We start from the raw sequence: 26,865 nt of genomic DNA, 5'->3' as shown, positions 1-26,865 counted from the left end.
GGCCGCGCCGTTCCTAGGCTGAGCGCATGGCCACACCCGTCACCGGCTACCTGTCCCGGGTCTCGGGGCCCCGCCGGAGCCCCCGTTACGACCTCCACCTGGCCTGCCTGCTGATCCTCGTGGCCGGCATGCTCAACTCTGCGGGCTTCGTGGCCGTGGCGCTCTACACCTCCCACATGACCGGCCTGACCGCGACCATGGCCGACCACCTCGTGGACGGGGACGTGGAGCTGCTGTCCCTCGGCGCGGTGGGACTGGGCGCGTTCGTGCTCGGCGGCATCTGGTGCTCGCTGCTCTTCACCTGGGGCCGGCGGCGCGGGCTCGGGTGCCGGTTCGCGAACGTGCTCGCCTTCGAGGGCGCGCTGATCCTGGTGTTCAGCCTGACCGCCGAGGCCGTCGAGGACGACCACCGCGGCCTCGTGCCCGTCGCCGTCCTGTGCTTCACCATGGGGATGCAGAACGCGCTCCTCAGCAAGGTCGCCGACATCCCCGTGCGCACCACCCACGTCACCGGGATGGTCACCGACATCGCGATCGAGCTCGGCAGGATGCTCTACCCCCACCGCACACCGGGTCCGGAACCGGTCCGGGCGGACCGCAGGAAGCTGCGGGTCCTGACCACCCTCGTGGGCCTGTTCTTCCTGGGCGGCGTGACCGGGACGGTCGGCTACCTGGCCGCGGGGTTCTCCTTCCTGGTGCCGGTCGCCCTGCTGCTGCTGGTCCTGGCCTACCGTCCGGTGGCCCGGGACCTCTCCCGCAGGCGCCCGCCCGCCCGCGCGTTCCTGTGAGCCTGCGCCCCCGCCCGTAGGCTGGGCCCATGGGCATCTCGGAGACCGACCGCGGACACCTGCGACGCTGCGTGGAGCTGGCCCGCGAGGCCCTCGACGCCGGGGACGAGCCGTTCGGCTCGGTGCTGGTCTCGGCGCGGGGGGAGGTCCTGTTCGAGGACCGCAACCGGGTGGCCGGCGGTGACGCGACCCGCCACCCCGAGTTCGAGATCGCCCGGTGGGCGGCCGCCCACCTGACCCCGGAGCAACGCTCCGCAGCCACGGTCTACACCTCGGGCGAGCACTGCCCCATGTGCTCGGCGGCCCACGCCTGGGTGGGGCTGGGCCGCATCGTCCACGCCTCCTCCTCGGCGCAGCTCGGCCGGTGGCTGGACGAGCTCGGCGCCCCGCCCGCCCCCGTCGCGGCGCTGCCGATCACCCAGGTGGCCCCGGGGGTGCCCGTGGACGGCCCCTGCCCCGAACTGGCGCCGGCGGTGCGTGACCTGCACCGCCGGCTGCACCTGATCCGGACCGGGACCGGGACCGACCCGCGAGGTCGCAGCTGACGGCCACCGCGCCCGGCTGCGTCGCCGCCAGCCGCAATCTCGGCGCGGGGTGGCCAGGGGCCCCGTCCGGGGACCAGGATGGAGGGGTACCTCCGGTGGGCGGCGCCCGCCGGAACCGTTCGACGAGAGGAACGATCATGGTGGACATGGGAGGATTCGCGGACAAGGCGAAGGACCTTGCGGACCAGCACCCGGACAAGGTGCAGCAGGGCATCGACCGGGGCGGCGACGCCGTCGACGAGCGCACCGGCAACAAGTACGAGGGCCAGGTGGACCAGGCCCAGGAGAAGGCCGGCGGCTTCCTCGGCGCCGACGAGAAGGACCAGCGGCAGAACTGATCCGTGGCCGCTGACCTCGGCCCCGCCCGCCTCCCGGCGCGCGGGGCCGCGGCCTGTCAGGCCAGCGCTGCGGCCAGGTAGGGCGCCGTGCGGCTGGCCGGGCACGCGGCGACCTCGGCCGGGGTGCCGGCGCACACGATCCGCCCGCCGGCCTCGCCGCCCGACGGGCCCATGTCGATCACCCAGTCCGAGGACGCCACCACGTCCATGGCGTGCTCCACCACCACCACGGTGTTGCCGGCGTCCACCAGGCGGTTGAGCTGGCGCAGCAGCAGCTGCACGTCCTGCGGGTGCAGGCCGGTGGTGGGCTCGTCCAGGAGGTACAGGGTGTGGCCGCGGCGGGCCCGCTGCAGCTCGGTGGCCAGCTTGATCCGCTGCGCCTCGCCCCCGGAGAGCTCGGTGGCCGGCTGGCCGAGCCGCAGGTAGCCGAGCCCCACGTCGAGCAGGGTGCGCAGGCTGCGCGCGGCGGCCGGGACGTCCGCGAGGAACTCCGCGGCGGTCTCCACGCGCATGCCCAGGACGTCGGCGATGCTCCGGCCCCGGTGGGTCACCTCGAGGGTCTCGGGGTTGTAGCGGGCGCCCTGGCAGTCGGGGCAGGGCCCGTAGGTGCCGGGCAGGAACAGCAGCTCGACGGCCAGGAAGCCCTCCCCCTGGCACGTCTCGCACCGGCCGCCGGTCACGTTGAAGGAGAACCGCCCGGCCCCGTAGCCGCGGGCCCGCGCCTCGTCGGTGGCGGCGTAGAGCTTGCGGACCGCGTCGAACAGCCCCGTGTAGGTCGCCAGGTTGGAGCGCGGGGTCCGGCCGATGGGCCGCTGGTCCACCCGGATCAGCCGGTCCAGGTGCTCCAGGCCCTCGACGGCACCCACCCGTGCCCCGGCGGCGGGCGCGGCGTCGTCCTCGGCGTCGGCGGGCGCCGCCCCGCCGTGCACGTGCCGGCCGACCGTCTCGGCCAGGACCTGGCTGACCAGCGTGGACTTGCCCGAGCCGGAGACCCCGGTGACGGCGGTGAGCACGCCCAGGGGGATCTCCGCGTCGAGGTCCACCAGGTTGTGGCGCGTGACGCCGCGCAGCCGCAGCCGCCGCTCGACCGGGCGCGGCGTGCGCTCCGCCGTCGTGCCGCCCGGAGGGTCGTCGGGCGAGCCGTCGGAAGAGCCGTGCGGGGGGCCGTCCGGGAACAGGAAGGGGCGCGTGGCGGACTCCGCCACGTCGGCCAGGCCGGGCACGGGGCCGCTGTACAGCACCGCGCCGCCGCGGTCCCCGGCCTGGGGCCCCACGTCCACGACCCAGTCGGAGCGCCGCACCACGGCCATGTCGTGCTCCACCACGAACACCGAGTTCCCGGAGGCCTTCAGCTCCTCGAGCACGGCCAGCAGCGGCTCGGCGTCGGCCGGGTGCAGGCCGGCCGAGGGCTCGTCGAGCACGTAGACCACGCCGAAGAGCCCGGAGCGCAGCTGGGTGGCGATCCGCAGCCGCTGCATCTCCCCCGGGGAGAGCGTGGGCGTGGAACGGTCCAGGCTCAGGTAGCCCAGCCCCAGATCCAGGAGCACCTGCAGCCGGGCGAGCAGGTCCTTGGCGATGGTCACCGCGGCCTCGCTGCGCTCCCCCGAGGACACCGCCCGGGAGGCGGTCCCGGCGTGCTCCAGGGCGGCGGTGGGCCGGACCACCTCGGCCAGCTCGCCGAGGGACGCCCGGTTGAGCTCGGCGATGCTCCGGCCCGCGAAGGTCACGGCGAGCGCCTCGGGGCGCAGGCCGCTGCCGGCGCACGCGGGGCAGGGTCCGGTCACCACGTACTGCAGGACGCGCTCGCGCATCTGCTGGCTCGCGGAGTCCGCCAGGGTGTGCAGGACGTAGCTCTTGGCGCTCCAGAACCGGCCCTTGTACGGCTTCGCCACCCGGTCCCGCTGCGGGGTGATCTCCACGACCGGCTGCTCCTCGGTGAACAGGATCCAGTCGCGCTCCTCCCGCGGCAGCTCGCGCCAGGGGACGTCGACGTCGTGGCCCAGGTGGCTCAGGATGTCGCGCAGGTTCTTGCCCTGCCACGCGCCGGGCCACGCCGCGACGGCCCCGTCCCGGATGCTGAGCCCCGGGTCCGGGACCAGGGAGGGCTCGGTGACGTCGTGCACGGTGCCCAGGCCCGAGCACCGGGGGCACGCGCCGGCGGCGGTGTTGGGCGAGAAGGCGTCCGAGTCCAGGCTGCCCGCGGCGGAGTCCGGGTAGGTGCCCGCCCGGGAGAAGAGCATGCGCATCGAGTTGGACAGCGTGGTGAGGGTGCCCACGGTGGAGCGCGAGCTGGGCGCGCCGCGCCGCTGCTGCAGGGCCACGGCGGGCGGCAGCCCGGTGATCTCCTCGACCGCGGGGTTGTGCCCCTGCTGGATCAGGCGCCGCGCGTACGGTGCCACGGACTCGAGGTAGCGCCGCTGCGCCTCGGCGTAGATGGTGCCGAAGGCCAGGGAGGACTTCCCGGACCCGGAGACGCCGGTGAAGGCGACGATCGCGTCGCGGGGGATGTCCACGTCCACGTGGCGCAGGTTGTTCTCGGAGGCTCCCCGGACCCGGACCATGCCGGTGCGGGTGGTGGCGGAGGCGGCGGTCGGGGCGGTGTCGGGGTGGGTGCTCACCGCCTCCACCCTAGCCACCGGCGGGGCCGCGGGCGGACTCAGCGGGCCAGGTGGTGCTCCCGGCCGACCGACCAGGCCGTGTCCGCGGGGACGGGATCGACGCCCCAGGCGGACCACTCGTCCAGGCCGGCGAACCAGCGGGCCCCGCCCCGGCCGGCGACCACGAGGGCCGTGGCCAGCACGCCGGCGAGCCGTGCGTCCGGGCCGGCGACCGTCGCGGACCGGGCGCCCGAGGCGGGCCGTCCCGTGCGCGGGTCCACGACGTGCGCCGGGCGCTCGGCGGTGCTCGAGGTCGACACCGCGCCGTTGCCGGGCAGCACGGTCCAGGTCACCGCGCCGGCGTCGTCGGGGTGGCGGATGCCCACGGTCCAGGGCCTCCCGGGTCCGGCGGACCCGCGGGTCACGACGTCCCCGCCGGCCTCCACGCAGACGTTCGCGCACCCGGCGCGGACGAGGTCGTCGGCGATCCGCTCCGCGGCCCACGCCGTGACGTAGCCGGAGGGGTCGAAGCCGCCGCGCACGGCCCACGGGTCGAAGCAGCCGTCGGTCAGCTCCCGGGCCTCCCGGCAACGCCGGAGCACGTCCAGGAGGGCGCCCTGGGCGGCGTCCCACCGGCTGAGCCGGCGCTCGTCGAGCAGGCCGGAGCGGAGCGCCGTCACGAGCGAGTCGGGGCGGTAGGTGGAGAAGACGGCGTCGACCCACCGCATGTTGGCCACGGCCGTGTCCAGGGCGTGCTGCACAGCGGGCTCGGGGGGCAGGCCCTCCTCGCCGGCGCGGACGTCGACGGTCACGGTAGTGCCCCAGACGGGCTCCCGGTGGCGGTGCCACCGGCCCTCGGGGCGCCGCAGCTCGACGGCGGGGGCGCTCACAGCCCGGCCCGCTCGAGGAGCTCCCGGCAGACCGTGCGGTAGCCCTTCACGGCAGGGGCGGCGCCGCTCACGACGTCGACGCGCGCCGGCCGCCTCGTGAGGATCTCCTCCTGGAGGACGGGTACGGCGGGGGCGTCGAGCCGCTGCGGGGGGCGTGGGGGGAGAGATGTGCGGTCGATGACTTCGACTATAGGACCGGGGGTGGTGCCGGTCACTGGACTTTCGGGCAGAGTTCCGCGGCCGGGGACGCGGGACGGGCCCGTTCCGGCGCCGGCGCCGGGACGGACCCGTCCACCGTTCCTGCTAGTCGGCGATCTCGATGACCTGCAGCGGCAGGTTCGTGCCGGTCCCGCAGAACTCCGCCTGGCACTCCTGGATGAACCCGGAGAGCACGGCCGGTCCCTCGTCGAAGGCCATGTTGAAGGCCACGGCCTGGTAGTCCAGCTCGACCTCGCCGCCCTCGCAGACCCACTGCTGGAAGTAGCTGCCGTTGGCGATCCGCCCCTCGGAGACCCGCTGGGTCACGCTGAGGGAGACGAAGATGTTGCTCCCCGCCGTGCACGAGACCTTGTAGGTGCCCTCGACGGCCGCCCCCTCGGCGATCCGCGTGGCGTCGCTGATCTCGTAGATCTCCATCGCCTGCGCCGGTGCGGCGGCGACGAGACCGATTCCTGCCGCGAAGGCGGCGGCCGTGACTGCCCTGGTGGTTCTTCTCATGGTTCTGTCCCATCCGGTGGAGAAGCGAGAAGCGCTTCGCGACTGGTGCCGGCCCGCGGCGCATTCCCCCGAACGCCCCCGGGCCCCGTGTCTGGTACGACGTCACCAACGTAGGCGCAGGTCAGGGTGCATCGGCCACCGTGCGTGAAGATGACGGACACGATTCGGACACGGTGCCGGTGCCACTGCGGCCACCGGACACCGGGCCGGACCGGGAGGCGCCGGACGGGGCGCCGCTCAGAACGCGTCGTCGATGGGGACGGGGCGGCCGTGCCGGTCGTAGTAGTAGACCCCCTGCGTCTCCGGTGTCCCGTCGGCGGGGTCCTCCGGCGGCTCCGCCGGGAGGGCGCCGCCACCGCCCCGGGCGCCGAGCGCGAGCGCACCGACGGACACGAGCAGCAGGAGCACCACCGTGAGCAGCGGCCCCAGAGGCACGGCGCGGACGAGGACGGCCAGGACCACGGTCAGCGCGAGGAGCAGGAGCAGGGCGCCCGTGGCCGCGGGCTCGAACGCGCGACCGGGGCGGGCGGCCCCCGGCTCGGTCGAGGACCGGCCGGAGAAGTCCGGCAGCTGGGGCAGCTCGGGAACGAGCGGAGTGGTCACGGCGGGCCTTTCGCGTGCGGCTCCCCCGGTGGAACGGTCCCGGCGGTGAGCGGCTCCGGGAGCGACCTCGACCGGAGTCCCCCCGGTCGCTCCTGCGGGAGTTGGTTCCATCCTGGACCTCCCGCGCGCTCCGGGCCTGCCCACTCTTGTGGGGCTGTCGGGCGCCGGGCGGCACGATCCGGGGGACGGAGTCCCCGGACGGCCGCGGACGGTGCGCGGGCAGGTGCGGTCCGGCGGACGGTGCCGGGCCGGCGGATCAGGAGCCGTGCACCGTCCGGGGCCGCCCGATCCGGGTCCGGACGCCCGGTGAGAACAGCACGGACTCGGGCGGCCCGTCGACGTCGAGACCGGCCGCGGCCAGCAGGCCGTCCTCGAGGTGCGCGACCGCCGCGGGGTGCAGCGGCCACGGCTCGTGCGAGACGGGGACGTGCACCGTGCGGCCGGCGAACCGGCTGTGCAGACCGAACCGCGCGGTGAGCTCCAGCGACAGCTCGTCGTCGGCGCGGGCAGCGCGGTCCGGGTGCACGGCGAAGGAGGACGTCGTCCGTCCGCGGCGCCGGACGACGTCGTACCCGTAAGAGGGATCCGCCCCGTCGGGGGCGGCGGCCCGGCACTGCGACCACACGTAGGGCAGGCCGGCGGCGCGGGCGCCGAGGACGACCGCGAGCCGTGGCGCGTCGAGGGACAGGAACACCACGGCGCGCGTGCCGTCCGGCTCGCGGGAGTAGAGGCGCACGTTGATCTCGGGAAAGCTTCCCCACCACGGCAGGGGCACCGCGGCGCCGAGCCTGATCCGCTCCATCCGGAAGCCGACGAGGCCCGCCCAGGCGGAGCCGTCGACCACGTCCGCCCGGACGCCCGGCGGCATCTGCGCCGCCGCGGCGGACACGGGGATCCGCCAGTGCAGGAAGACGGCGTCCTCCCAGCGCTGGTCCATCAGGTGGGGGCGCGGCAGCCCCGGTGCCGCGGGCCAGGGAGCCGCCGGATCAGCCGTCGTCCTGCTCGTCATCCTGTTCCATGGGCCCCTCGCCCTCCGTGGGGCTGATGGGCCCGGTCGTGTTCTCCTCCTCGGTGGCGTCCGTGGCCTCGTCCTCGGCGGTCTCCTCGCCTCCGGCGGGGGCCTCCTGCTCCGTGCCCTCCTCGCCGCCGGACCCGGGGTCGTCGCACCCCGCGAGTCCCAGGGCGGCGACGGACAGGAACCCGATCGCCAGCGTCCTGCGCCACCAGCTCTCGCCCGCAGCTGCTGTCATGACCCCTCCTCCGTGGTTCTGCATGAGCATCAAAGGTAAGCACGCTTTCCAAACCGGTGCAACAGAGGGGACAGGATTGACGGAAGATGCTCAGCGGAAATCCAGGACGGCGCCGGTACGGTCGGGAACGGGACCGGCGCCTGCCGCCGGGGCGAACCGCCCGCGTCCCCGTCCGTCCGGGAACGAAAGGCGCACCGTGCGCACGAGCTGTCGAGGGGCCCGATTCGGCCGCGCCGCGGCGCTGGGCCTCGCCCTCGCCCTCCTCCTCGGCGCCTGCGGCGGGGACGGGGACGGGGCCGTACCGGTCGCCGCCCCGACGGCCGAGGCCGCCGCGGGCCTGGCGGCGGACCTGGAGGAGCTCGCCGCAGGGGTGCCCGGGGAGCTCGGGGTCGTGCTCCTCGACCCGGAGGGCGGGGAGGTCGTGGCCCGCAACGCGGACCGTCCGTTCACGAGCGCGAGCCTCTACAAGCTCTTCCTGGCCCATGCGGTCCTCGACCGGGCCGACCGGGGCGCTCTCGCCCTCTCGGACGTCGTTCCGGGACTGGGCCTCACGGTCGAGCAGGCCCTCGACGTGATGATCAGCTGGTCGGACAACGCCTCCGGTGCGGCGCTGGGCCAGTGGCTCGGGTGGGAGCAGGTCGAGGCCTTCGCCCACGGGCAGGGCTTCACGGCCACGACCTTCGACCCCGACACCGGCTCGCAGGACGTCGTCGCGATGACCACCACTCCCGCGGACGTCGCCGCCCTCCTGGAGCGCCTGCGCCGCGGCGAGCTGCTCTCCGGCCCCTCCACCGTCCTGCTCATGGGGTTCCTCGAGGAGCAGCACCTCGACTACGCCCTCTCTTCGGGCTTCTCCCCGGACGTCGGCTTCGCGCACAAGACCGGCCTGCTGGTGGACGTCTCGCACGACGCCGGGATCGTCGAGCTCGGCGGGCACGACTACGTCGTCGCCGTCCTGACCGACGGGTGGTCCGACTACGAGGAGTCGGCGCCCTGGTTCGGGGACGCCGGGCGGGAGATCGAGGCGTACGTGCGGGAGGACACCGGCACCTCCCTCCGCCCGGCCGTGGCACCGTAGGCGGCGGGTCCGGGCGATCAGTCCGTCCCGGACCGCACCCGGAGCACCCGGCCCCGCCAGCGCCGCCGGACCCACCGGTCGTGCGTGGCCAGCACCACCGTGCCCGGGAAGTCCTCCAGGGCCCGTTCGAGCTCCTCGGCCAGGGCCAGCGACAGGTGGTTGGTGGGCTCGTCCAGGAGCAGCAGCGGAGCGGGCTCCGCGACCAGGGCCGCGAGCGCCACCCGCCGGCGCTGCCCGGGGGAGAGCTCCCCGAGGGGGCGGCAGGCGTCGCCGGCGCGCAGGAGACCGAGCTCCTCCAGCGTCGGGGCGCCGCTGCCGTCCCGCAGCCGGGAGCGGAAGGCCGCCTCGGCCGGGCACGCCAGGTCCGGCCAGGAGTCGTCCTGGGCCAGGCGGCCGACGACGACGGGGCCCTGCCGCTCCACGGTCCCGCCGTCGGCGCCCAGCTCCCCCGCCAGCACGGCGAGCAGCGTCGACTTCCCGGTGCCGTTCGGGCCCTCGACCAGCAGCCGGTCCCCGGCGCGCAGCTCGAGATCGGTCGGCGCCAGTCGCCCGTCCACATGTGCCCCGGTGAGCCGGACCAGCGGGACGTCGGCGTCGGCCCCGGTGTCCGCGCCCCGGTGGAAGCCCGCGAAGCGCAGGGGTGCCGGCGGGGCGCCGACCGCGGTGCGCTCGAGCTCGGCCAGCCGGTGGCGGGCCGAGCGCACCCGGCCGCCGATGGTCTTGGCGGCGCGGTCGCTGTAGAACTTCCGGGTGATCCGGCCCTCGGACTTCGGGGCCGTGGTGTGGAAGATCTCCCGGCCGGAGACCTCGGCGATCTCCCGCAGCCGCTCCCGCTCCTGCCCCTGGGCGGCGAAGCGCTCGGCCCAGCGGCGGCGGGCGAGCTCCCGCTGCCGGAGGTAGGAGCTGTAGCCGCCCGTGGACGCCGTGCCCTGCCGGGGCGGGCCGCCGGCGGACTCGTCGGGGCCCAGGGCTGGGTCGAGGTCGACCACCCCGGTGGCCACCTCGTCCAGGAACCACCGGTCGTGGCTGGCCAGGAGCACCGGGCCACGCCAGCCGGCCAGCTCGGCCGCGAGGAAGTCGACGGCGTCGTCGTCGAGGTGGTTCGTCGGCTCGTCGAGCAGCAGCGCCGTGGGCCGGGCGAGCAGCAGCGCCGCGAGCGCGAGGCGGCGCCGCTGCCCGCCGGACAGCTCCCCGACCGCCCGGCTCCTCGGCAGCCGGGCCAGTCCGAGTCCGCTCAGGACCGTCTCGATGCGGGCCTCGAGGGCCCACAGCCCGTGGCGCTCGGCGTCCCGGAGCACGGTGTCGTAGGCGTCCGCCGTCGCGGGGTCGTCGGGCGCCGCGGCGATGCCGGCGGCGAGCGCTGCCAGCCGGTGCTCCAGGGCGCGGACCTCCCGGACGGCTCGCTCGACGACCTGCTCCAGGGTGGTGGCGGCGGGGAGGTCGAGCTCCTGGTGCAGCAGTCCGGTGCGCTCCGGCCGGTGCACGGTGCCCGTGCCCGGCACCAGGAGCCCGGCCGCCACGTGCAGCAGGGTGGTCTTGCCGGCGCCGTTCTCCCCGATCAGGCCGGTGCGCTCACCGGCGGCGACGGTCAGGGACACGTCGGTGAGGACCCGGCGGCCGGGGTGGCTGACACCGATGCCGTCCAGGCGCAGGTGGGCGGGGCGGTGCGGGGCGGCGGTCGCCGCCGAGGGGGCGGTGGTGGTCACGGTGCGGTCCTGTCGATGCTGGGGGTCGGGCCCGCCGGGCGAGTGCGGCACCGGATGCGCGGAGCCCTCTGGGCTCGGATCGACGGTGCCGGCCGCGGACGCGGGCCGGGGCATCAGGACAGGAACATGCCCACCAAGGTACGCCCGGGCGGGCGCCGCGGGCAAGGGTCCCGGCGGACCGCCGGCGGTCCGCGGTCGACTCCCTCGGCGGTCGGGCGTAGCCTGCGGACCATGGACTCCCAGGTGCAGCGGGCCGTGTTCAGCACCCGCGACCCGGCCGAGGGCATCGCAGTGCTCGACGAGGTCTTCGCCATCCGGGGCGTGCGCCGCTCCCCGGACGGCAGTTTCGACATGACCCTGGCCTCGACCGGGATCGACTTCGTCGCCTACGAGCGCGTCCGGCTGAAGGGCTCCTCGTGCACCGGCCGCACGGACGGCGCCGGCGTGCTGCGGGTGTGCCACGTGACGGCGGGCGTGCTGAGCGCCACCAGCGCCGGCGACCGCTTCCCCCGCACCGGGCCCTTCCTGTTCCCGCAGCGCACCTTCACCAGCGGGTGGGACGACCTCGAGGCGACCACCGTGTCCCTGGACCCTGCCGCGGTGGAGGACCACGCCCGGCGGCTGCTGGGGAACGAGGGCTTCCGGCTGGAGTTCACGGGGACCCGCCCGGTGTCGCCGGCCATGACCCAGTACTGGCGCGGGACGGTCTCCCACTTCGCCCGCGACCTCCTGCCCGACTCCCGGGCGATGAGCAGCCCCCTGATCCGCTCCGAGGCCGCCCGCTCCCTCGCCACCGTCCTGCTGCACACCTTTCCCGGGAGCTTCCTGGACCGCAGCGGGACGGCCACCGGGCAGACCCGCCCGGCTCCGGCCGGAGTGCGGCGGGCGGTGGCCTTCATCGAGGAGCACGTGGCCGCGGACGTCGGACCGGCCGACATCGCCGCCGCCGCCCGGATGAGCGTGCGCGGTCTCCAGGCGGCCTTCCGCCGGGAGCTGGACACCACCCCGATGGCCTACCTGCGCGACGCCCGGCTCGACGCCGTCCACCGGGAGCTGCTGGCCGCCGACCCCACGACCGGCTCGACCGTGGAGGCGGTGGCCGCGCGCTGGGGCTTCGGCCACCGCGGCCGCTTCGCCGCCGCCTACCGGGACCGGCACGGCCAGGCCCCCGCCACCACCCTGCGGAGCTGACCGGGATGCCCCAGGAGACGGAGCGGGCGCCGGGGACGCCGATCCGCCTGCACATGGCGACCACCGACCCGGAGGTGGCGAACGAGGCGCTGCAGCAGATCTACACCAGTGCGCGCATGGGCACGATCACCGACGAGTCGTCCTTCCTGTACCGCCAGGACGTGCTGGGCGACGCCGACCTCCAACTGGGCCGGCTCACCTTCCGCGGCAGCATCGCCGGCCGGATGGTGCTCGACGACATGTTCTCGGTCGTCGTGCCCCGCGCCGGGGGCGTCGACTGGAGCATCGACGGCCGGCGGGGCAGCGGGCTCGGGGTGTTCCTGCTGCAGCCGGGCCAGGAGTACTGCGGCGAGGTGGACCAGCTGCTGGTCGACTCGGTCACCATCGACCGGTCCACGCTGCGGGAGACCGCCCGGACGGTCCACGGGGACGAGACCCTCGAGGTCGCCTTCCACGGACCGCGCCCGCACTCCCCCGCCCGGGAGAGGCACTGGAGGAGCACCTTCGCGTTCGCGCAGCAGGTCCTGGCCGACCCCGAGGTCGCCTCCCTCCCCCTGCTGCGCGCGGATCTGCGGCGGCGGATGTCGGTGGCGACCCTGGAGGCGTTCGCCTTCGCCGGGGAGCCCGTGGCCCGGCGCGCGTCGGCCGCCGGGCAGCAGGCGGCCTACCGGGACGCGGTCGAGTTCCTGCACGCCGCCGCGTCCTCGCCGATCACGGTCGAGGACGTCGCCCACCACGCGGGGGTGAGCACCGTGGAGCTCGTCCGGGCCTTCCGCTCCCACGCCGGGACCACGCCGGGGGCCTATCTGCGCGAGCTGCGGCTGGTGGCCGCCCACGACGACCTGGTGCAGGGCGACCCGGCCCGGGGTGACACCGTGCGCGGCATCGCCCGGCGCTGGGGCATGAACCACCCCGGCGACTTCGCGCGCCGCCACCGGCAGGCCTACGGCGAGAACCCGGCCGCCACCCTGCGCCGTTAGAGCAGCGGCCAGGGGATCCGGCGGCCGGTGACGTCGACCGGCAGGACCGCCTCGTCGAGGAGCCGGCGCACCCGCCGCCGCAGCGCGGCCACCTCCTCGGCGTCGAGGAGCTCGGCGAGCTCGGCGGGGACGTCGTCGGCCAGCGGGGCGATGTCCCGGAGCAGGTCCTGGGGCACGGGCTCGCCGGAGAAGTCCCAGACGACGGTCCGCAGCTTGAACGCCGCCGCGAAGCACAGACCGTGGTCGATCCCCCAGATCCGGCCGTCGGCGCCCCGCAGCACGTGGCCGCCCTTGCGGTCGGCGTTGTTGGCCACGAGGTCGAACAGCGCGATCCGGCGCAGGGCGTCGTGGGTGTCGGGGGCGGTGTCGTAGAGGGTGAAGTAGTGCTGCCGGGGGTCGTGCTCCACGAACCGCTGCAGGGACCCCGTGCCGAACGGGCCGTCCTGGCGCAGGACGGTGGGCGGGACGATGCCCCAGCCGAGGAACTCGCTCAGCACGTACGCGGCGCGCTCCCGCCGGTGCAGGCCGGGGCGGAAGTCGAGCAGCGGCCGCTCGCCCTCGAGCGGCTTGTAGATCCCCCAGGCCGTCTCCTCCTCGAGCGTGACCTCGACGAGCAGCGCCGAGTTGCTGCTCTCCCGGATCAGTCCGAGGAGCTCCAACCGGCCCTCCGTCAGGAGCACGAGCTCGCCCATCAGCGTCCGCTCACGACACCCTCAGGCCGGCCAGCGGCTGGTCCGTGGAGTTCACGGTGAGCACGGCCGGCGCCTGCCCCGGCGCGTACGAGATCGCCGAGACGGAGCACGGGCTGACCACGATCCGCTGGAACAGGTCCAGGTGCGTGCCCAGGGCGTGGGCGAGGGCCGCCTTGATGGGGTCGGCGTGCGAGAAGCAGACCACCACCCCGCCCTCGTGGGCGGCGCGCACCCGGTCCACGGCGCCCACGGTGCGCGCCTGCATCTCGGGGAAGCTCTCGCCGCCGGGGAAGCGGAAGGTCGAGGGCGCCCGCTGGACGGTCGACCACGCCTTGAGCCGGGAGAGGCGGGAGAGCTCCTCGCCCGTCCACTCCCCGAAGTCGCACTCGAGCAGTCCCGGCTCCACGACGGCCTCCCGGCCGGTCCGGGCCGCGGTCGGCGCCGCGGTCTCGCGCGTGCGCTCGAGCGGTGAGGTGTACACGGCGTCGACGCGCACGCCCGCGAGCCGCTCCGCCACCCGGTCCGCCTGGGCCCGGCCGCGCTCGGAGAGGTGCAGGCCGGGGGCCCGCCCCGGCAGGACCTTGCCCGTGGTGGGGGTCTCCCCGTGCCGCACGAGCAGGACGAGGGTGCTCCGTGGTGCCTTGCGAGTGACCATGATGCACCAGCGTACTGGCGGGGGCCCCGGGGCCACAGGGGCCCCGCGCCCGTCGTCGTCGGGCGCCGCCTGCGACGACGCCGGCCCCGGCCCGGGGGCGCCCTCTTGACGCCGGGGTTAGGTTGGCGCTGTGACTGATCGCACCGATCACCCTGACATTCGCACGCTCGGCGAGCTGCGCGCCGCCGGCGTGACCCACCGGACGCTGCGCGAGGAGATCCGCGAGAACCTCCTGCGCACGCTGGCCGAGGGCGGTGACCCCTGGCCGGGCCTGCACGGGCTCGGGCGCACGGTCCTGCCGCAGCTCGAGCGGGCCCTGCTCGCCGGCCACGACGTGGTGCTGCTGGGCGAGCGCGGCCAGGGCAAGACCCGCCTGCTGCGCACCCTCGCCGGCCTGCTCGACGAGTGGTCCCCCGCCATCGAGGGGTCGGAGCTCAACGAGCACCCCCTGGAGCCGCTGACCGAGGCGTCGCGGCGCCGGATCCTGCTCGAGGGCGACGAGCTGCCCGTGGTCTGGCGGCACCGGTCGGAGCGCTACGTCGAGAAGCTCGCCACCCCGGACACGTCCGTGGCGGACCTCATCGGGGACGTGGACCCGATGCGCGTGGCCGAGGGCCGGCGGCTCGGGGACCCGGAGACCATCCACTACGGGCTCGTGCCCCGCTCGCACCGCGGGATCGTGGCGATCAACGAACTGCCCGACCTCGCCGAGCGCATCCAGGTGGCCATGCTCAACGTGATGGAGGAGCGGGACATCCAGATCCGCGGCTACGTCCTGCGGCTGCCGCTGGACGTCCTCGTGGTGGCCACGGCCAACCCCGAGGACTACACGAACCGAGGCCGGATCATCACGCCGCTCAAGGACCGGTTCGGCGCCGAGATCCGCACCCACTACCCGCTCGAGCTGGAGGACGAGATCGCCGTGATCCGCCAGGAGGCCGAGCTGATCGCCGAGGTCCCGGACACGATCCTGGAGACCCTGGCCCGGTTCACCCGCCTGCTGCGGGAGTCCTCCGCGGTGGACCAGCGCTCGGGGGTGTCGGCGCGCTTCGCCATCGCCGGCGCGGAGACGGTCGCGGCCGCGGCGCTGCGCCGCGCCACGATCCGCGGCGAGGCGGAGGCGGTCGCGCGGATGGTGGACATGGAGACGGCCACCGACGTCCTGGCCGGCAAGATCGAGTTCGAGTCCGGCGAGGAGGGCCGCGAGCGCGCGATCCTCGACCACCTGCTCCGCCGGGCCACCGCCGAGACCGTCCGCGGCCGCTTCCGCGGTCTCGACCTCGGCCCGGTCGTGGAGGCCTTCGACGGCCGCACGACCGTGTCCACCGGCGACGACGTCTCCGCCCAGGACTTCCTCGCCGGGCTGCCCGAGCTGACGGCCTCCGACGACGACGGGGCCGCGACCGCCTACGACGAGATCGCCGCACGCCTCGGCGCGAGCACGCCGGGCCAGCGCGCCAGCGCGATCGAGCTGGCGCTGGAGGGGCTCTACCTCGCCCAGAAGATCTCCAAGGACGCCGACGAGGCCGGCACCGTCTACGGCTGACCGCACGGCCGGCACCAGGACCCGCACCGGGTTCCGCACCGGGACACAGAGAAGACACAGAGGGGGCGTCATGCCCGCACACCACCGGTCCTCGAGGTACGGCCGGTACACCGGAGGACCCGATCCGCTGGCCCCGCCGGTGGACCTCTCCGAGGCGCTCGAGGCCGTCTCCGAGGACGTCATGGCCGGGTACTCGCCGGAGCACGCGCTGCGCGAGTTCCTCCGGCGGGGCGGCCGCGGCCGCGACGGCCTGGACGACCTGTCCCGGCGCCTGCAGCAGCGCCGGCGCGAGCTGCTGAAGCGCCACGGCCTGGGCGGCACGCTCGAGGAGGCGAAGAAGCTGCTGGACAAGGCGCTGCGTCTGGAGCGCGAGCAGTTCCTGCGGGACGCCCGGATGGACCCGATGGACCGCTCCTTCCGGGAGATGCAGCTCGACGGCCTGCCGAGCTCCACGGCCGCCGCCGTCAGCGAGCTCGCGTCCTACGACTGGCAGTCCGAGTCCGCCCGGGAGGCCTACGAGCAGATCAAGGACCTCCTCGGCCGCGAGCTGCTGGACCAGCGCTTCGCCGGGATGAAGCAGGCCCTGGAGAACGCCACGGACGCCGACCGGGAGGCCGTGGCCGAGATGCTCCGGGACCTCAACGAGCTGCTCGAGAAGCACGGGCGGGGCGAGGACACCGAGGAGGACTTCCAGGACTTCATGGCGAAGCACGGGGAGCACTTCCCCGAGAACCCGCAGTCGGTCGACGAGCTGATCGACGCCCTGGCCCAGCGCGCGGCGGCGGCCCAGCGGATGCTGAACTCCATGTCCCCCGAGCAGCGCCAGGAGCTGATGCAGCTCTCCGCCCAGGCGTTCGGCTCCCCCGAGCTGATGGACCAGCTCGGCCGGCTCGACGCCAACCTGCAGGGGCTGCGCCCCGGCGAGGACTGGGGCGGGTCGGAGGGCTTCGAGGGCCAGGACGGCCTGGGCCTCGGCGACGGGACGGGCGTGCTCCAGGACATCGCCGAGCTCGACTCCCTCGCCGAGCAGCTGGCGCAGCACCACCGGGGCGCCAACCTGGACGACATGGACCTCGACGCGCTCGCACGGCAGCTGGGCGAGGACGCCGCGGTCTCGGCCCGGACCCTGGCCGAGCTGGAGCGGGCGATGCGGGACAGCGGCTACCTGCAGCGCGGCGCCGACGGGGACCTGCGGCTCTCGCCCCGCGCCGTGCGCCGGATCGGGAAGGCGCTGATGCGGGACGCCGCGCAGAACCTGTCCTCCCGGACCGGTCAGCGCGACACCCGCCTCGCCGGTGCGGCCGGCGAGCCCTCCGGCGCCACCCGGGAGTGGCAGTTCGGGGACGCCGAGCCGTGGGACACCACCCGCACCATCACCAACGCGATCCGGCGCACCGCCGCCGAGGGCGGCGACGTCCGGCGCGGGCTGCGCCTCGACGTCCGCGACATCGAGGTCGCCGAGACCGAGGCGCGCACGCAGGCCGCCGTCGTCCTCCTCGTGGACACCTCGTTCTCCATGGCCGCCGAGGGGCGCTGGGTGCCCATGAAGCGCACGGCGCTCGCGCTCCACCACCTCGTCTCCACCCGGTTCCGGGGGGACCAGCTGCAGATCGTCGCGTTCGGCCGCTACGCCCGCGCCCTGCCGGTCGACGAGCTCACGGGGCTGCCGCCGGTGCGGGAGCAGGGCACCAACCTGCACCACGCCCTGCTGCTCGCCACGCGGTTCTTCCGCAAGCACCCCTCGATGCAGCCCGTCCTGCTCGTGGTCACCGACGGGGAGCCCACGGCGCACCTGCTGCCCGACGGCGAGAGCTGGTTCTCCTGGCCCACGGAGCCGGAGACCCTGCGCGCCACGGTCGAGGAGCTCGACCGGCTGGGACGCATGGGGGCCCAGGCGACGTTCTTCCGGCTCGGCGACGACCCGGGGCTGGAGCGGTTCCTGCGGCGGATGGCCGAGCGGATCGACGGGCGCGTGGTGGCGCCGGACCCGGGGGATCTGGGCTCCGCCGTCCTGGACGAGTACCTCAACGCCCGCGCCGGGGACCCCGACGATCTCTGAGCGGACTCCCGGCGAGCCCGGTCAGCGGGCCGCGGTGGAGCCCCCGTCGGCCGGCGGGGTGGGGTCGGACGGGCCGGACGGTCCCGCGCCCTCCTCCCCCGAGGACGCCGCCGCGGAGGACGCCGCTGAGGAGTGCTTCCCGTGGTGCTCGTCCTGCGCCTCGTGGGCGCCGTGGGCGGCGTGCTCGGCCTCGTGCTCGCCCTTGCCGAAGGGCAGCAGCTCCCAGACCAGCACCAGGACGGCACCCCAGGCCAGGCCCAGGACGGCGGAGAAGAAGGTGTTCGTGAGCCAGGCGAGCGCCGCGCCGAGACCGCCGGGGACGGCGTCGTGCACGAGCACCTCCACGTGGTGGACGGCCTCGTACGGGGCGTGCCAGCCCAGGTCGTCGAGGCCGACGAGGACGATGTGCCCGCCCACCCAGATCATGGCGGCGGTGCCCACGACCGAGATGACCGTGAGCAGCCCGGGCATGCCCTTGACCAGGCCGTGGCCGATCTTCTGCGTGGTCGGGGAGGACCGTCCGGCCAGGTGCAGGCCGAAGTCGTCCATCCGGATGATCAGCGCCACCACCCCGTAGACCAGGACGGTGATGCCGATGGCCACGACCACCAGGATGGCCGCCCGCGAGAGCAGGGGCTCGCCGGCCACCTCGTTGAGGGAGATGACCATGATCTCGGCCGAGAGGATCAGGTCGGTGCGCACCGCGCCCCCGACCATCGTGTCCTCCGCGTCCTTGCCCTTCTCGACCACGGGGGTCTTGGTCTTGGCCCCGTGGCCCGAGATCTTCGACCAGATCTTCTCGGCCCCCTCGAAGCACAGGTAGCTGCCGCCGAGCATGAGGATCGGGGTGAGCAGCCACGGCGCGAACTGGCTCAGCAGCAGGATGACCGGGAGGATGAAGATGAGCTTGTTGCGCAGCGAGCCCTTGGTGATGCGCCAGATGATGGGCAGCTCGCGGGCCGGGGAGACGTCCTGGACGTACTGCGGGGTCACGGCGGTGTCGTCGACGACGACGCCGGCGGCCTTCATGCTCGCCCGGCCCGCCGCCGCGCCGATGTCGTCCACGGAGGCGGCGGTGACGCGGGCCAGGGCGGCGACGTCGTCCAGCAGGGCCATCAGACCGCCGCTCATCGGAGGGCCTCCGGCGCGGTCTCAACAGGGGCGGGCGGAGCCGCGGTGGTGATCAGCATGATGACAGAGTAGGGCCTCGGACGCCCGGATGCTCCCGCGCGGGACGAACGGGCACCGATGTCCTGCCGTTCCGCGGAGCCGGTGCTGTGCACCCGGCGCCGGACCGTCCACCCCCGACCAGGTAGCACCGACCAGGAGGCACCCCGCATGGACCCCGTTCACCCTGCCGCCGGACCGGCGGGGGCGCGACCGCCCGCGCCGTCGCCCGCTCCGCACGTCGTCGTACTCCCCGGCGGCGGGTACGCCCGGCACGCGGACCACGAGGGCGAGCCCGTGGCCGAGTGGCTCCGCGGCCTCGGCCTCTCCGCCGGCGTCCTCCGCTATCCCGTGCACGCCAGGCACCCCGCCCCCGTGGACGCGGTGCGCGCCGAGGTGCGCCGGGTCAGGGCGGCCGGGGCCGGGCGGGTCGTCCTGCTGGGCTTCTCCGCCGGCGGACACCTGGCCGGGCACGCCGCGCTCACCGCGCCGGTCTCGGGCCCCGAGCGGGTCGACGCCGTGGTCCTGGGCTACCCGGTGGTGTCCATGCAGCTCGACACGCACCGGGGGTCGCAGGAGGAGCTCCTGGGCCCGGGGCCCGCCGCCGAGGTGCGGGCGGCCACGTCCCTCGACCGGCTGGTGACCCGGGACGCGCCGCCCTTCTTCGTGTGGCACACCGCCGACGACGCGTCCGTGCCGGTGCAGCACTCCTACCTGCTGGCCCAGGCGCTGGCGCGCCGGGGCGTGCCCCACGCCCTCCACGTCTTTCCCCGCGGACCGCACGGTCTCGGGCTGGCCGGCGGCACCGGTGCGCCCGCGGCCTGGCCGGCGCTGTGCGCCGCGTGGCTGGCCGGCCTGGTGGAGGACGTCACGCCGCCCGCCGCCCGGTGAGGCCTGTCGGCCGCCGACGCACCCTCGAGCAGGCCCGCCCGCCCGGGGTCCGGCCGCCGCCCCTCCGGTCCGCGCCGCGGCGCGGCGCTCCGCGGCGCGGACCGGAAGACGGACCGGCTCACGCGGCCAGCACGCGCGACCTGGGGACGCGGCGCCGCCCGGACCCGGCCTGCTCCACGAACGCGGAGAACAGCCGCCTCCGGTCCGCAGCCGAGCCGTGGGAGTCCTCCGGGTGCCACTGCACCCCGACGGCCCAGGTGCGGTCCAGGTGCTCCGTCGCCTCGACCACGCCGTCCTCGGCCACGGCGGTGACGCGCAGCTCGGGGGCCACGACCCCCATGGCCTGGTGGTGGTCCGACCGGACGGTGAGCCGCCGGGCGCCGAAGACGGCGGCCAGCCTGCTCCCGGGCTCCAGGGCGACCTCCTCCTCGGGGCACACCGGGTCCCCCGGCGCACCGCGGTGTCCGTGGCCGGTGCCGAGATCGGGGACGAGAGTTCCCCCGCAGGCCAGGTTGAGCAGCTGGGCCCCCCGTCCGATCGCCAGCAGCGGGGCGTCGCGGTCGAGGCTCTGCACGAGGAGGTCCACGGTGTAGAGATCGGCGCGCCGGTCGACCCCGTACCCGTTCGGCACGGGCCCGCCCGCCCCGTAGAGGGCAGGGTCGACGTCCCCTCCTCCGAGCACCAGCACCGCGTCCGCGGAGGCGGTGACGGCGGGGTCGGGCAGCTCCCGGGCACTGGAGTCGACCAGGATCGGCCGGGCGCCGGTGTTGACCAGGCACTGCAGCGCGGTACGGGTGCGGCGGCGCATCAGGTCCCGGGTCTGCGGGGTGAGGCCCGGGAAGTTCAGCGACACCACGGTCGCCACGGTGGGCGCTTTGGCACGGAGGCTCCACAGTCCTACGGGAGTCACCTCGTGCGCATTCAGATGAACGGCCTGTCGGTTCATGCTGTCATCTCCTGTTCGATCATGAGGTCCTCGCTCCGAGCCGGGTGGCGGGCGCACGCGGCGCCGGCGGGCCGGCCGGAGGGAGGAGTTCAGGCCCGAAGCGTTTTCGGGGGCACCTGGTGAGTTGTTGCGGAGCTGGACGGTGGCGGTGGAGCCGACCGGGATGGGAGCGGCGGACACCGGGGTGAACGGCGGTCGCCCTTCACACGATGCACCGGGGAAGTTCGCGTCCCCCGAGTGGTGCAGATCACTCTGCCCGAGGCGGAAGGGGGTGCACCCCTCTTTTCCGGAAGAACATTGCCGATTCTTCACGATCCACGAAAATCGGCTGTCGGGATGCGGGGGCGGGGCCCGGGCAGCGGCGGGCGGTCCCCGGCGCCGGGGTCGGTCCGCTCGCGCCCGTGCGCCCCGGGATCCGCGCCGGGGCGTTCCCTCGGGCCGGGCGGGACGCCCGCACGCCGCCTCCGAGCGGGTCTACAGCGCGGGATCGATCATCGTCATGCCGGCGACCGTCGCGGTGTCGAACACCGGCAGCAGCGCCGCCGCCTCGTCGAGCCCGATGGTGCGCTCGATGAGCTTCTGGAGATGCAGTGCGCCCTGCTCGATGAGCGCCATCATGGCCGGATAGTCGGCCGCGGCCATGCCGTGGCTGCCGAGCAGGTCCAGCTCCCAGCCGATGACCCGCGCCATCGGCACGCGCGGATGGCCCTCGACCGGCGGCAGCAGGCCGATCTGGACGTGCCGGCCCCGCCGGCGCAGGCTGAGGACCGCGTCGGCGCAGGTCTGCTCGCTGCCCACGGCGTCGACGGCGACGTGGCCGCCCCCGCCGGTGAGGGCGGCGACCGCCGCGGGGACGTCGCGCCCGTCCGCGCGCAGCGTGTGCTCCGCGCCGAGCTCACGGGCGAGGGCGAGCGCCTCCGGGTTGCGGTCGACCGCGATCACGCGTCCGCCCAGTGCCCGGGCGATCATCACCGCGCTGAGCCCCACCCCGCCGACTCCGACCACGGTGACCCACTCCCCCTCGGCGAGGCGCGCCCGGTCGGCCAGGGCCCGGTACGCCGTGGCGAACCGGCACCCCAGCGCGGCCGCGGTGGCGAGGTCGACGTGCTCGGGGACGGCCACGAGGTTCGTGTCGGCCCCGTGCAGGGCGACATACTCGGCGAAGGACCCCCAGTGGGTGAACCCCGGCTGCTGCTGATCGGGGCAGACCTGCGCGTTGCCGGAACGGCACCACTCGCACCGGCCGCAGCCGCAGACGAAAGGGACGGTCACCCGGTCCCCGGTGCTCCAGCGGCGCACGCCCGCCCCCACCGCGACGACCACCCCGGCCAGCTCGTGCCCGGGGACGTGGGGCAGCGCGATCTCGTCGTGCCCGGCCCAGGCGTGCCAGTCGCTGCGGCACAGGCCCGTGGCCTCCACGCGGACGACCACCCCGTCGGGCGGTGCCGTGGGCTCGGCGACGTCACGGACCTCCGGCCGGCCCCGGACAGCATCGATCACCACTGCGCGCATGCCCCCACTCTCCCACGCCCGTGCGGCACCGGTCGGCGGTCAGCGGTCAGCGGTCCAGGGTGCGGCTCGGTGTCGTCCCGTAGACCTGCCGGTAGTACTGCGCGAAGCGTCCCGCATGGGGGAAGCCCCACCGGGCGGCGATCCCCTTCACGGTGTCCCCGCGAGCCGGGTCGCCGTCCTGCAGGTCCCGGTGGGCGGCGTCCATCCGCGTCCGGCGCAGGTACTGGGCCGGGGTCAGTCCCAGGGGATGGTTGGCCCGGAACGCCCGCACCAGGACCTTCGTGGTCGTCCGGGCGGCGCGGGCGGCGTCCTCCACGGTGATCGGGTCCGAGGCGTGGTCGTCGAAGAACTGTGCCGCGATCCGGTAGCGGCGGGACTGGGCCTCCATGGACAGGTACCGCGCCTCCCGGTCCCCGAGCAGCGGGAAGCACTCCAGCAGGCCCACGGCCAGGTGGCGGGTCAGATCGGCGCGCACCATGGGCTCCTCGAAGAACGTCGACCCCAGCATGTCGGCACCACGGCGCACGAGGCCCGCCCAGTACTCGCCGAGCCGGGCGCTGACCGGGGCGGACGAGCTGAAGTCCACCGGGGTCTCGTGGCCGTAGACGGTGTCGGCCGTGGCCTGCACCAGGTCCACCGGCAGGTGCGCCATGGTCACGTCGACGTCCTGCGCCACCACCAGGGACGGGTGTTCGGGGCGGAACAGCACCGATGAGCCCGCAGCCGCGGCGCCGATCTCCGCACGGATCTGCCAGTCGTACCGGACCCCTCGCACGTGGGCCACCGTGAAGACCTCGGTGTCCCCCCACAGGGACATCGTTCCGCCCACGTGCACCGTCGACAGGGCGACCTGGCCGTCCCCGGCCCTCGACAACCGGTAGGAGAACCCCGGATCGGTGGAGCTGTAGCCGAAGCGCATGCCGGTCCGCTCGCCGAGCGCGGGCAGCACCTCGGGATCCAGGATCGTGAGCTCGTGGCGGAACATCTCACCCATGAGTCAGCACCGCCTCCCGCCCAGGGCCCACCCCACGGGGGCTCTGCTCCGAAGGACCATTCTCCAGATCTGCCGGAGGGCCCGCACCATTGTGACCCGACACTTCGACGACCCGCTCGCCCATGCCGCCCAGTTCGCCCCGGACGGCGACGAGGAGCCGGCCTCCGGGATGCCTGCTTCTCGCGTCAGCGCGCTGCGGCCAGGAAGCGGTGGAGCACCTCGTTGTAGGGCGCCCCGGTGCGCTGAACGCTGTGGCCGGCACCGGGCACAACGGCCCGCTGGGCCTCGAGCTCGCGCTCGAGGACGTCGCAGACGGCGTCGAAGACCGGGCTGTGACCGCCGGAGACGACCAGCTTCGGAAAGGCGACTCCCGCAGGGCGCCCAGCGGGATCCGGGCCTCGTCGGTGAGGCGTTCGTGCCGGAGGATCTGCGCGTTCTGCAGCAGCGCGGGCGGCAGCGGGTTCGGCGGGGTGACGGCGCTGCCGACGTAGCCGATGAACGCGTGCAGGAACGCGGTGGGGTCGGCCGGGCCCTGGTCCCACAGCTCCCGCAGCCCCCGGGCGTAGTCGCGCACGATCGGGTCATCGGGCAGCAGGCCAAAGGCCGGCGGTTCGTTGACGGTCAGGGACCGGACCATCCCGGGGCGCTGAGCCGCCGCCAGCAGGGCCACGACGCCGCCGTAGGAGTGCCCGACCAGGTGCATGGGCTCGGTGAGCAGCTCGGCGACGTCCCCGGCGTCGACCTCGAAGTCCTCGACCTCGGCCGGCGGGTTGGGGAAGTAGCCGCGCCGGTCCACCACGATCAGATGCCAGTGCTGGGCCAGGGGGCGCTGGGCGTCCCAGGTCATCGCCCCGCCGGTGACACTGCCGTGGACCAGCAGCACGGGCGGACCGGCGCCCCAGTGCTCGACGTGGATGCTCGGCATGGCAGGCTCCTCGTCTCCGAGATCCGACACCACTATGGTCCCCCCAGCCGGCAGCCCCGACAACGTCCGTTGGGCGATCGTTGGGGACCGATCCCGCGGAGCAGCACGGCCGCGCCGCTCCGCGGGCACCCCGAGGCGAGCAGCCGGGAGCACTCCTCGGCCTGTGTGCGGGTCAGAGCCCCTCGTGCGCCATGTTCGCGAACCGGGAGTAGTGGCCCTGGAACGCCACCACGATCGTCTTGGTGGGACCGTTGCGGTGCTTCGCCACGATCACGTCGGCCTCACCGGCACGCGGCGACTCCTTGTCGTAGACGTCGTCGCGGTGCAGCAGGATCACCATGTCCGCGTCCTGCTCGATGGATCCACTTTCACGAAGATCAGACACCATCGGCTTCTTGTCCTGGCGCTGCTCGGAGCCACGGTTCAGCTGCGACAGCGCGATGACCGGGACCTCGAGCTCCTTGGCCAGCAGCTTCAGAGCACGGGAGAACTCTGAGACCTCCTGCTGGCGGGATTCGACCTTCTTGCCGGAGCTCATGAGCTGGAGGTAGTCGAGCACCACGAGCTTGAGATCGTGCTTCTGCTTGAGCCGGCGGCACTTCGCCCGGATCTCCATGAGGGACATGTTCGGGGAGTCGTCGATGAACAGCGGAGCGGAGTCCATCTTGCCCATCGTGGTGGCGATCTTGGCCCACTGCTCGTCCTGCAGCCGGCCCTTGCGCAGGTCCTGCATGTTCAGCGTGGCCTCGGCGGAGAGCAGGCGCATGGCGATCTCGTTGCGGCTCATCTCGAGGGAGAAGATCACCGTGGTCTGGTTGTGCTTGATCGCCGCGGACCGCGCGACGTCGAGGGCCAGCGTCGAGTTGTGCGTGGGGATGAACGTCCGGCCGGCCAGATACAGGTGCGAGGGATGGTCGATCTCGATGCACCGCACCGGCACGGAGTCGATCGGCTCGACCGAGGTGATGAAGCGCTGAGAGCGTTTCGGCGTAGCCCGCGCGTCTCGCTCCTTGTGCATGATTTGTTTACGACTCAGGCCGAACACCTGATCGGACGTCGAGAACGTCAGAAGATAGGCGGTGGATGAGGCCTCGCTTCGCCCATTGACTCTCTTCTCGGCCCAACCTGATCGGTACCCCAGTGAATGGACCAGTTCACGCACGTCCTGTGCCAGCCGTCGGTTTGTCACCGCGAACTGTACGCATCCTGCATTGGTCACGGTCCCGTCGGTGTCCAACAATCCAGCAAGCAGTTCTCGGCGCTGAGTTTCACTGGCTCGCAGGTACGACATGGGGATGTGCTTGTCGCCGAGCACGCCCAGAGCACGCAGGCGGCCTTGGAAAGATGCCTTTTCCTGGTGACAGACCATGCACCGCAGACCTCCGGTACAGGTACCACCGCAGTCAATGCACGTGGCTCGCACCTTGGTCGCCAGCTCGCCCCTGAGCTTGCCGCCGCAAGTCTTGGAGCACGTTCGGACGTTCCTGTCCGTGTGAGTGAAGGGCTGATCGCAGATTTCGCACCGACCATGCAGAACCCGCTCTTCCGGAGGAAGGCCGATGGCATGAGTTATCCCTGCAACAGGATGAAGCTCGTACCCCTCCGCAGAGACACGCATGAGGATCTCCTCATCGGCGCTGGTGATACGTGCCGCCCTCGAGTGACCGTCACCGAGCCACGCGCCGAGCGTGTACGGCCCAACAGCCAACTCCTGTGGAGCCAACTGCAATGCCGTGACGTTCCTTACGCTGTGGTTGAGCCTGGCTTCCTTGGTGGTGCATCGCAATGTCGAACGAATGTCAGCCGTCGTCCGGATCGCGGCAAAGGTCTGCTGGTTCTTCGCCCGGCCGTAATTGGCGATTGCGGCCTGGGCCGATCTCCGGGACGAGCGTGTATCGGTCAGCCACTGGTGCTGCTCGTCGGCGACGATCTCGGAGCCGTCGTCGAAGCTCACGCGGTAGCAGGGACGTTCGGTCATGACCTCGGTGGCCGCGACCACACGGGACGGCGTGCCGTCCGCGGCGATAACTTCGTCCCCCACCTGGACCTCGCCCATGGTGGTCCACCCCGTGGGAGTGGGAATCGCAGTGTCCAGCGCGAGCGCCTTGCCCATGGCCGGCCTCGCCGCGATGACGATCATCTGACCGCCCTGGAAGCCCTGGGTCAGCTCGTCGAGCTCGATGAAGCCGGTGGGCACGCCGCGCATGCCCTCGCCCCGGGAGCCGGCGGCCTCGATCTCGTCGACCGTGGACTCGATGACCTCCTTGAGCACCGTGTAGTCCTCGGAGGAGCGGCGCTCGGCCACCTGGTAGATCTCGGCCTGGGCGGCGTTGACGATGTCGTCGACCTCGCCGTCGGAGCTGTAGCCGAGCTGCACGATCTTGGTGCCGGCCTCCACGAGCCGGCGCAGCACGCCGCGCTCGCGCACGATCTCGGCGTAGAAGCCCGCGTTGGCCGCGGTGGGCACGGAGGAGATGAGGGTGTGCAGGTACGCGGGACCGCCGACGCGCTCGATCTCGCCGCGCTTGGTCAGCTCGTCCGCCACGGTGATGGCGTCCGCGGGCTCGCCGCGCCCGTACAGGGAGATCACGGCCTCGTAGATGGACTCGTGGGCGGGCTTGTAGAAGTCGACGCCGCGCAGGACCTCCACCACGTCCGCGATCGCGTCCTTGGACAGCATCATCCCGCCGAGCACGGACTGCTCCGCGACGTTGTCCTGCGGCGGGGTCCGGCCGTACTCCCGGTCGCTCCCGGACGAGCGCTCCGACACCATCGACACCTGGTCCACCTCTCCC

Annotated in this window: 25 protein-coding genes; 9 read left to right on the top strand and 16 right to left on the bottom strand. The window is 74.0% G+C overall.

All coding sequences use genetic code 11. The features are described 5' to 3' along the window. The first annotated feature begins 26 nt into the window (after positions 1 to 26). The 3 genes from CK505_RS02355 to CK505_RS02345 all read left to right on the top strand — a co-directional run bounded on the left by CK505_RS02355 (position 27) and on the right by CK505_RS02345 (position 1,671). The gene (locus CK505_RS02355) at positions 27 to 788 is read left to right on the top strand and encodes a YoaK family protein (RefSeq protein ID WP_017835012.1); all 762 of its coding nucleotides are present in this window, start codon (positions 27 to 29) and stop codon (positions 786 to 788) included. 29 nt (positions 789 to 817) lie between these two features. Beyond that, positions 818 to 1,333, top strand: a complete 516-nt coding sequence (locus tag CK505_RS02350) for a nucleoside deaminase (protein WP_095650078.1) — start codon at positions 818 to 820, stop codon at positions 1,331 to 1,333. Between the two features lie 137 nt (positions 1,334 to 1,470). Further along, positions 1,471 to 1,671, top strand: coding sequence for an antitoxin (locus CK505_RS02345; RefSeq protein WP_095650077.1), 201 nt, complete (start codon positions 1,471 to 1,473; stop codon positions 1,669 to 1,671). 56 nt (positions 1,672 to 1,727) lie between these two features. Here CK505_RS02345 and CK505_RS02340 read toward each other — a convergent pair whose 3' ends face one another. From CK505_RS02340 to CK505_RS18360, 7 genes are all read right to left on the bottom strand, one after another. Further along, positions 1,728 to 4,232, bottom strand: coding sequence for an excinuclease ABC subunit UvrA (locus CK505_RS02340; protein WP_095650152.1), 2,505 nt, complete (start codon positions 4,230 to 4,232; stop codon positions 1,728 to 1,730). Between the two features lie 95 nt (positions 4,233 to 4,327). After that, positions 4,328 to 5,158 carry an FAD:protein FMN transferase gene (locus CK505_RS02335; RefSeq protein ID WP_095650076.1) on the bottom strand — a complete coding sequence of 277 codons (831 nt, stop codon included), beginning with the start codon at positions 5,156 to 5,158 and terminating at the stop codon, positions 4,328 to 4,330. Further along, positions 5,155 to 5,373 carry a hypothetical protein gene (locus CK505_RS02330; protein ID WP_095650075.1) on the bottom strand — a complete coding sequence of 73 codons (219 nt, stop codon included), beginning with the start codon at positions 5,371 to 5,373 and terminating at the stop codon, positions 5,155 to 5,157. The genes CK505_RS02335 and CK505_RS02330 overlap by 4 nt, the downstream gene beginning before the upstream one ends. Positions 5,374 to 5,461: 88 nt before the next feature. Beyond that, positions 5,462 to 5,875 carry a hypothetical protein gene (locus tag CK505_RS02325; protein WP_126349613.1) on the bottom strand — a complete coding sequence of 138 codons (414 nt, stop codon included), beginning with the start codon at positions 5,873 to 5,875 and terminating at the stop codon, positions 5,462 to 5,464. Between the two features lie 237 nt (positions 5,876 to 6,112). Next, on the bottom strand, positions 6,113 to 6,478 hold the full coding sequence (locus tag CK505_RS02320; protein WP_095650074.1) for a hypothetical protein: 366 nt from the start codon (positions 6,476 to 6,478) through the stop codon (positions 6,113 to 6,115). 256 nt (positions 6,479 to 6,734) lie between these two features. Beyond that, complete coding sequence (locus CK505_RS02315; protein ID WP_095650073.1) at positions 6,735 to 7,415, bottom strand: YqjF family protein; 681 nt, start codon at positions 7,413 to 7,415, stop codon at positions 6,735 to 6,737. Between the two features lie 49 nt (positions 7,416 to 7,464). Next, entirely contained in the window at positions 7,465 to 7,728 is a 264-nt protein-coding gene (locus CK505_RS18360; RefSeq protein WP_109244484.1) for a hypothetical protein, read from the bottom strand. 196 nt (positions 7,729 to 7,924) lie between these two features. On the opposite strand from CK505_RS18360, the gene CK505_RS02310 reads away from it, so the two are divergent. Continuing rightward, positions 7,925 to 8,806: a serine hydrolase gene (locus CK505_RS02310; RefSeq protein ID WP_176475263.1), complete on the top strand. Its 882-nt coding sequence runs from the start codon at positions 7,925 to 7,927 to the stop codon at positions 8,804 to 8,806. A 17-nt stretch (positions 8,807 to 8,823) separates the two neighbouring features. On the opposite strand, the gene CK505_RS02305 is transcribed toward CK505_RS02310, so the two are convergent. Next, positions 8,824 to 10,512, bottom strand: a complete 1,689-nt coding sequence (locus CK505_RS02305; protein WP_095650071.1) for an ABC-F family ATP-binding cassette domain-containing protein — start codon at positions 10,510 to 10,512, stop codon at positions 8,824 to 8,826. 231 nt (positions 10,513 to 10,743) lie between these two features. On the opposite strand from CK505_RS02305, the gene CK505_RS02300 reads away from it, so the two are divergent. Then, positions 10,744 to 11,703: a helix-turn-helix domain-containing protein gene (locus CK505_RS02300; RefSeq protein WP_095650070.1), complete on the top strand. Its 960-nt coding sequence runs from the start codon at positions 10,744 to 10,746 to the stop codon at positions 11,701 to 11,703. A gap of 5 nt (positions 11,704 to 11,708) precedes the next feature. After that, complete coding sequence (locus CK505_RS02295) at positions 11,709 to 12,683, top strand: AraC family transcriptional regulator (protein ID WP_095650069.1); 975 nt, start codon at positions 11,709 to 11,711, stop codon at positions 12,681 to 12,683. On the opposite strand, the gene CK505_RS02290 is transcribed toward CK505_RS02295, so the two are convergent. Continuing rightward, positions 12,680 to 13,375, bottom strand: coding sequence for an SCO1664 family protein (locus tag CK505_RS02290; RefSeq protein WP_095650068.1), 696 nt, complete (start codon positions 13,373 to 13,375; stop codon positions 12,680 to 12,682). The genes CK505_RS02295 and CK505_RS02290 overlap by 4 nt on opposite strands. A gap of 10 nt (positions 13,376 to 13,385) precedes the next feature. Then, positions 13,386 to 14,030, bottom strand: coding sequence for an MSMEG_4193 family putative phosphomutase (locus CK505_RS02285; protein WP_017835026.1), 645 nt, complete (start codon positions 14,028 to 14,030; stop codon positions 13,386 to 13,388). Positions 14,031 to 14,160: 130 nt separating this feature from the next. On the opposite strand from CK505_RS02285, the gene CK505_RS02280 reads away from it, so the two are divergent. Beyond that, positions 14,161 to 15,576, top strand: coding sequence for a sigma 54-interacting transcriptional regulator (locus CK505_RS02280; protein WP_035924417.1), 1,416 nt, complete (start codon positions 14,161 to 14,163; stop codon positions 15,574 to 15,576). Positions 15,577 to 15,646: 70 nt separating this feature from the next. After that, on the top strand, positions 15,647 to 17,635 hold the full coding sequence (locus CK505_RS02275) for a VWA domain-containing protein (protein ID WP_095650067.1): 1,989 nt from the start codon (positions 15,647 to 15,649) through the stop codon (positions 17,633 to 17,635). A gap of 21 nt (positions 17,636 to 17,656) precedes the next feature. Here CK505_RS02275 and CK505_RS02270 read toward each other — a convergent pair whose 3' ends face one another. Next, positions 17,657 to 18,766 carry a DUF808 domain-containing protein gene (locus CK505_RS02270; RefSeq protein ID WP_095650066.1) on the bottom strand — a complete coding sequence of 370 codons (1,110 nt, stop codon included), beginning with the start codon at positions 18,764 to 18,766 and terminating at the stop codon, positions 17,657 to 17,659. A gap of 207 nt (positions 18,767 to 18,973) precedes the next feature. Here CK505_RS02270 and CK505_RS02265 point away from each other — a divergent pair, with 207 nt between their 5' ends. After that, entirely contained in the window at positions 18,974 to 19,693 is a 720-nt protein-coding gene (locus CK505_RS02265; RefSeq protein ID WP_095650065.1) for an alpha/beta hydrolase, read from the top strand. A gap of 118 nt (positions 19,694 to 19,811) precedes the next feature. Here the strand turns inward: CK505_RS02265 and CK505_RS02260 are convergent, their stop codons facing one another. From CK505_RS02260 to dnaB, 5 genes are all read right to left on the bottom strand, one after another. Further along, positions 19,812 to 20,558, bottom strand: a complete 747-nt coding sequence (locus CK505_RS02260; RefSeq protein ID WP_095650064.1) for a gamma-glutamyl-gamma-aminobutyrate hydrolase family protein — start codon at positions 20,556 to 20,558, stop codon at positions 19,812 to 19,814. Positions 20,559 to 21,113: 555 nt separating this feature from the next. Next, complete coding sequence (locus tag CK505_RS02255) at positions 21,114 to 22,151, bottom strand: alcohol dehydrogenase catalytic domain-containing protein (RefSeq protein ID WP_095650063.1); 1,038 nt, start codon at positions 22,149 to 22,151, stop codon at positions 21,114 to 21,116. 46 nt (positions 22,152 to 22,197) lie between these two features. Further along, the gene (locus CK505_RS02250; RefSeq protein WP_095650062.1) at positions 22,198 to 23,145 is read right to left on the bottom strand and encodes a helix-turn-helix transcriptional regulator; all 948 of its coding nucleotides are present in this window, start codon (positions 23,143 to 23,145) and stop codon (positions 22,198 to 22,200) included. After that, on the bottom strand, positions 23,138 to 24,070 hold the full coding sequence (locus CK505_RS02245) for an alpha/beta fold hydrolase (protein ID WP_095650061.1): 933 nt from the start codon (positions 24,068 to 24,070) through the stop codon (positions 23,138 to 23,140). Before CK505_RS02245 ends, CK505_RS02250 begins: the two co-directional genes overlap by 8 nt. A gap of 172 nt (positions 24,071 to 24,242) precedes the next feature. Continuing rightward, on the bottom strand, positions 24,243 to 26,843 hold the full coding sequence (dnaB, locus tag CK505_RS02240) for a replicative DNA helicase (RefSeq protein ID WP_095650151.1): 2,601 nt from the start codon (positions 26,841 to 26,843) through the stop codon (positions 24,243 to 24,245). Between the last annotated feature and the right edge of the window lie 22 nt (positions 26,844 to 26,865).

It is taken from the genome of Kocuria sp. WN036, assembly GCF_002287015.1.
Lineage (GTDB): Bacteria > Actinomycetota > Actinomycetes > Actinomycetales > Micrococcaceae > Kocuria > Kocuria rosea.
Note: the sequence above shows the minus strand (reverse complement) of the source record. Positions and strands in the feature narration are given on the sequence as shown.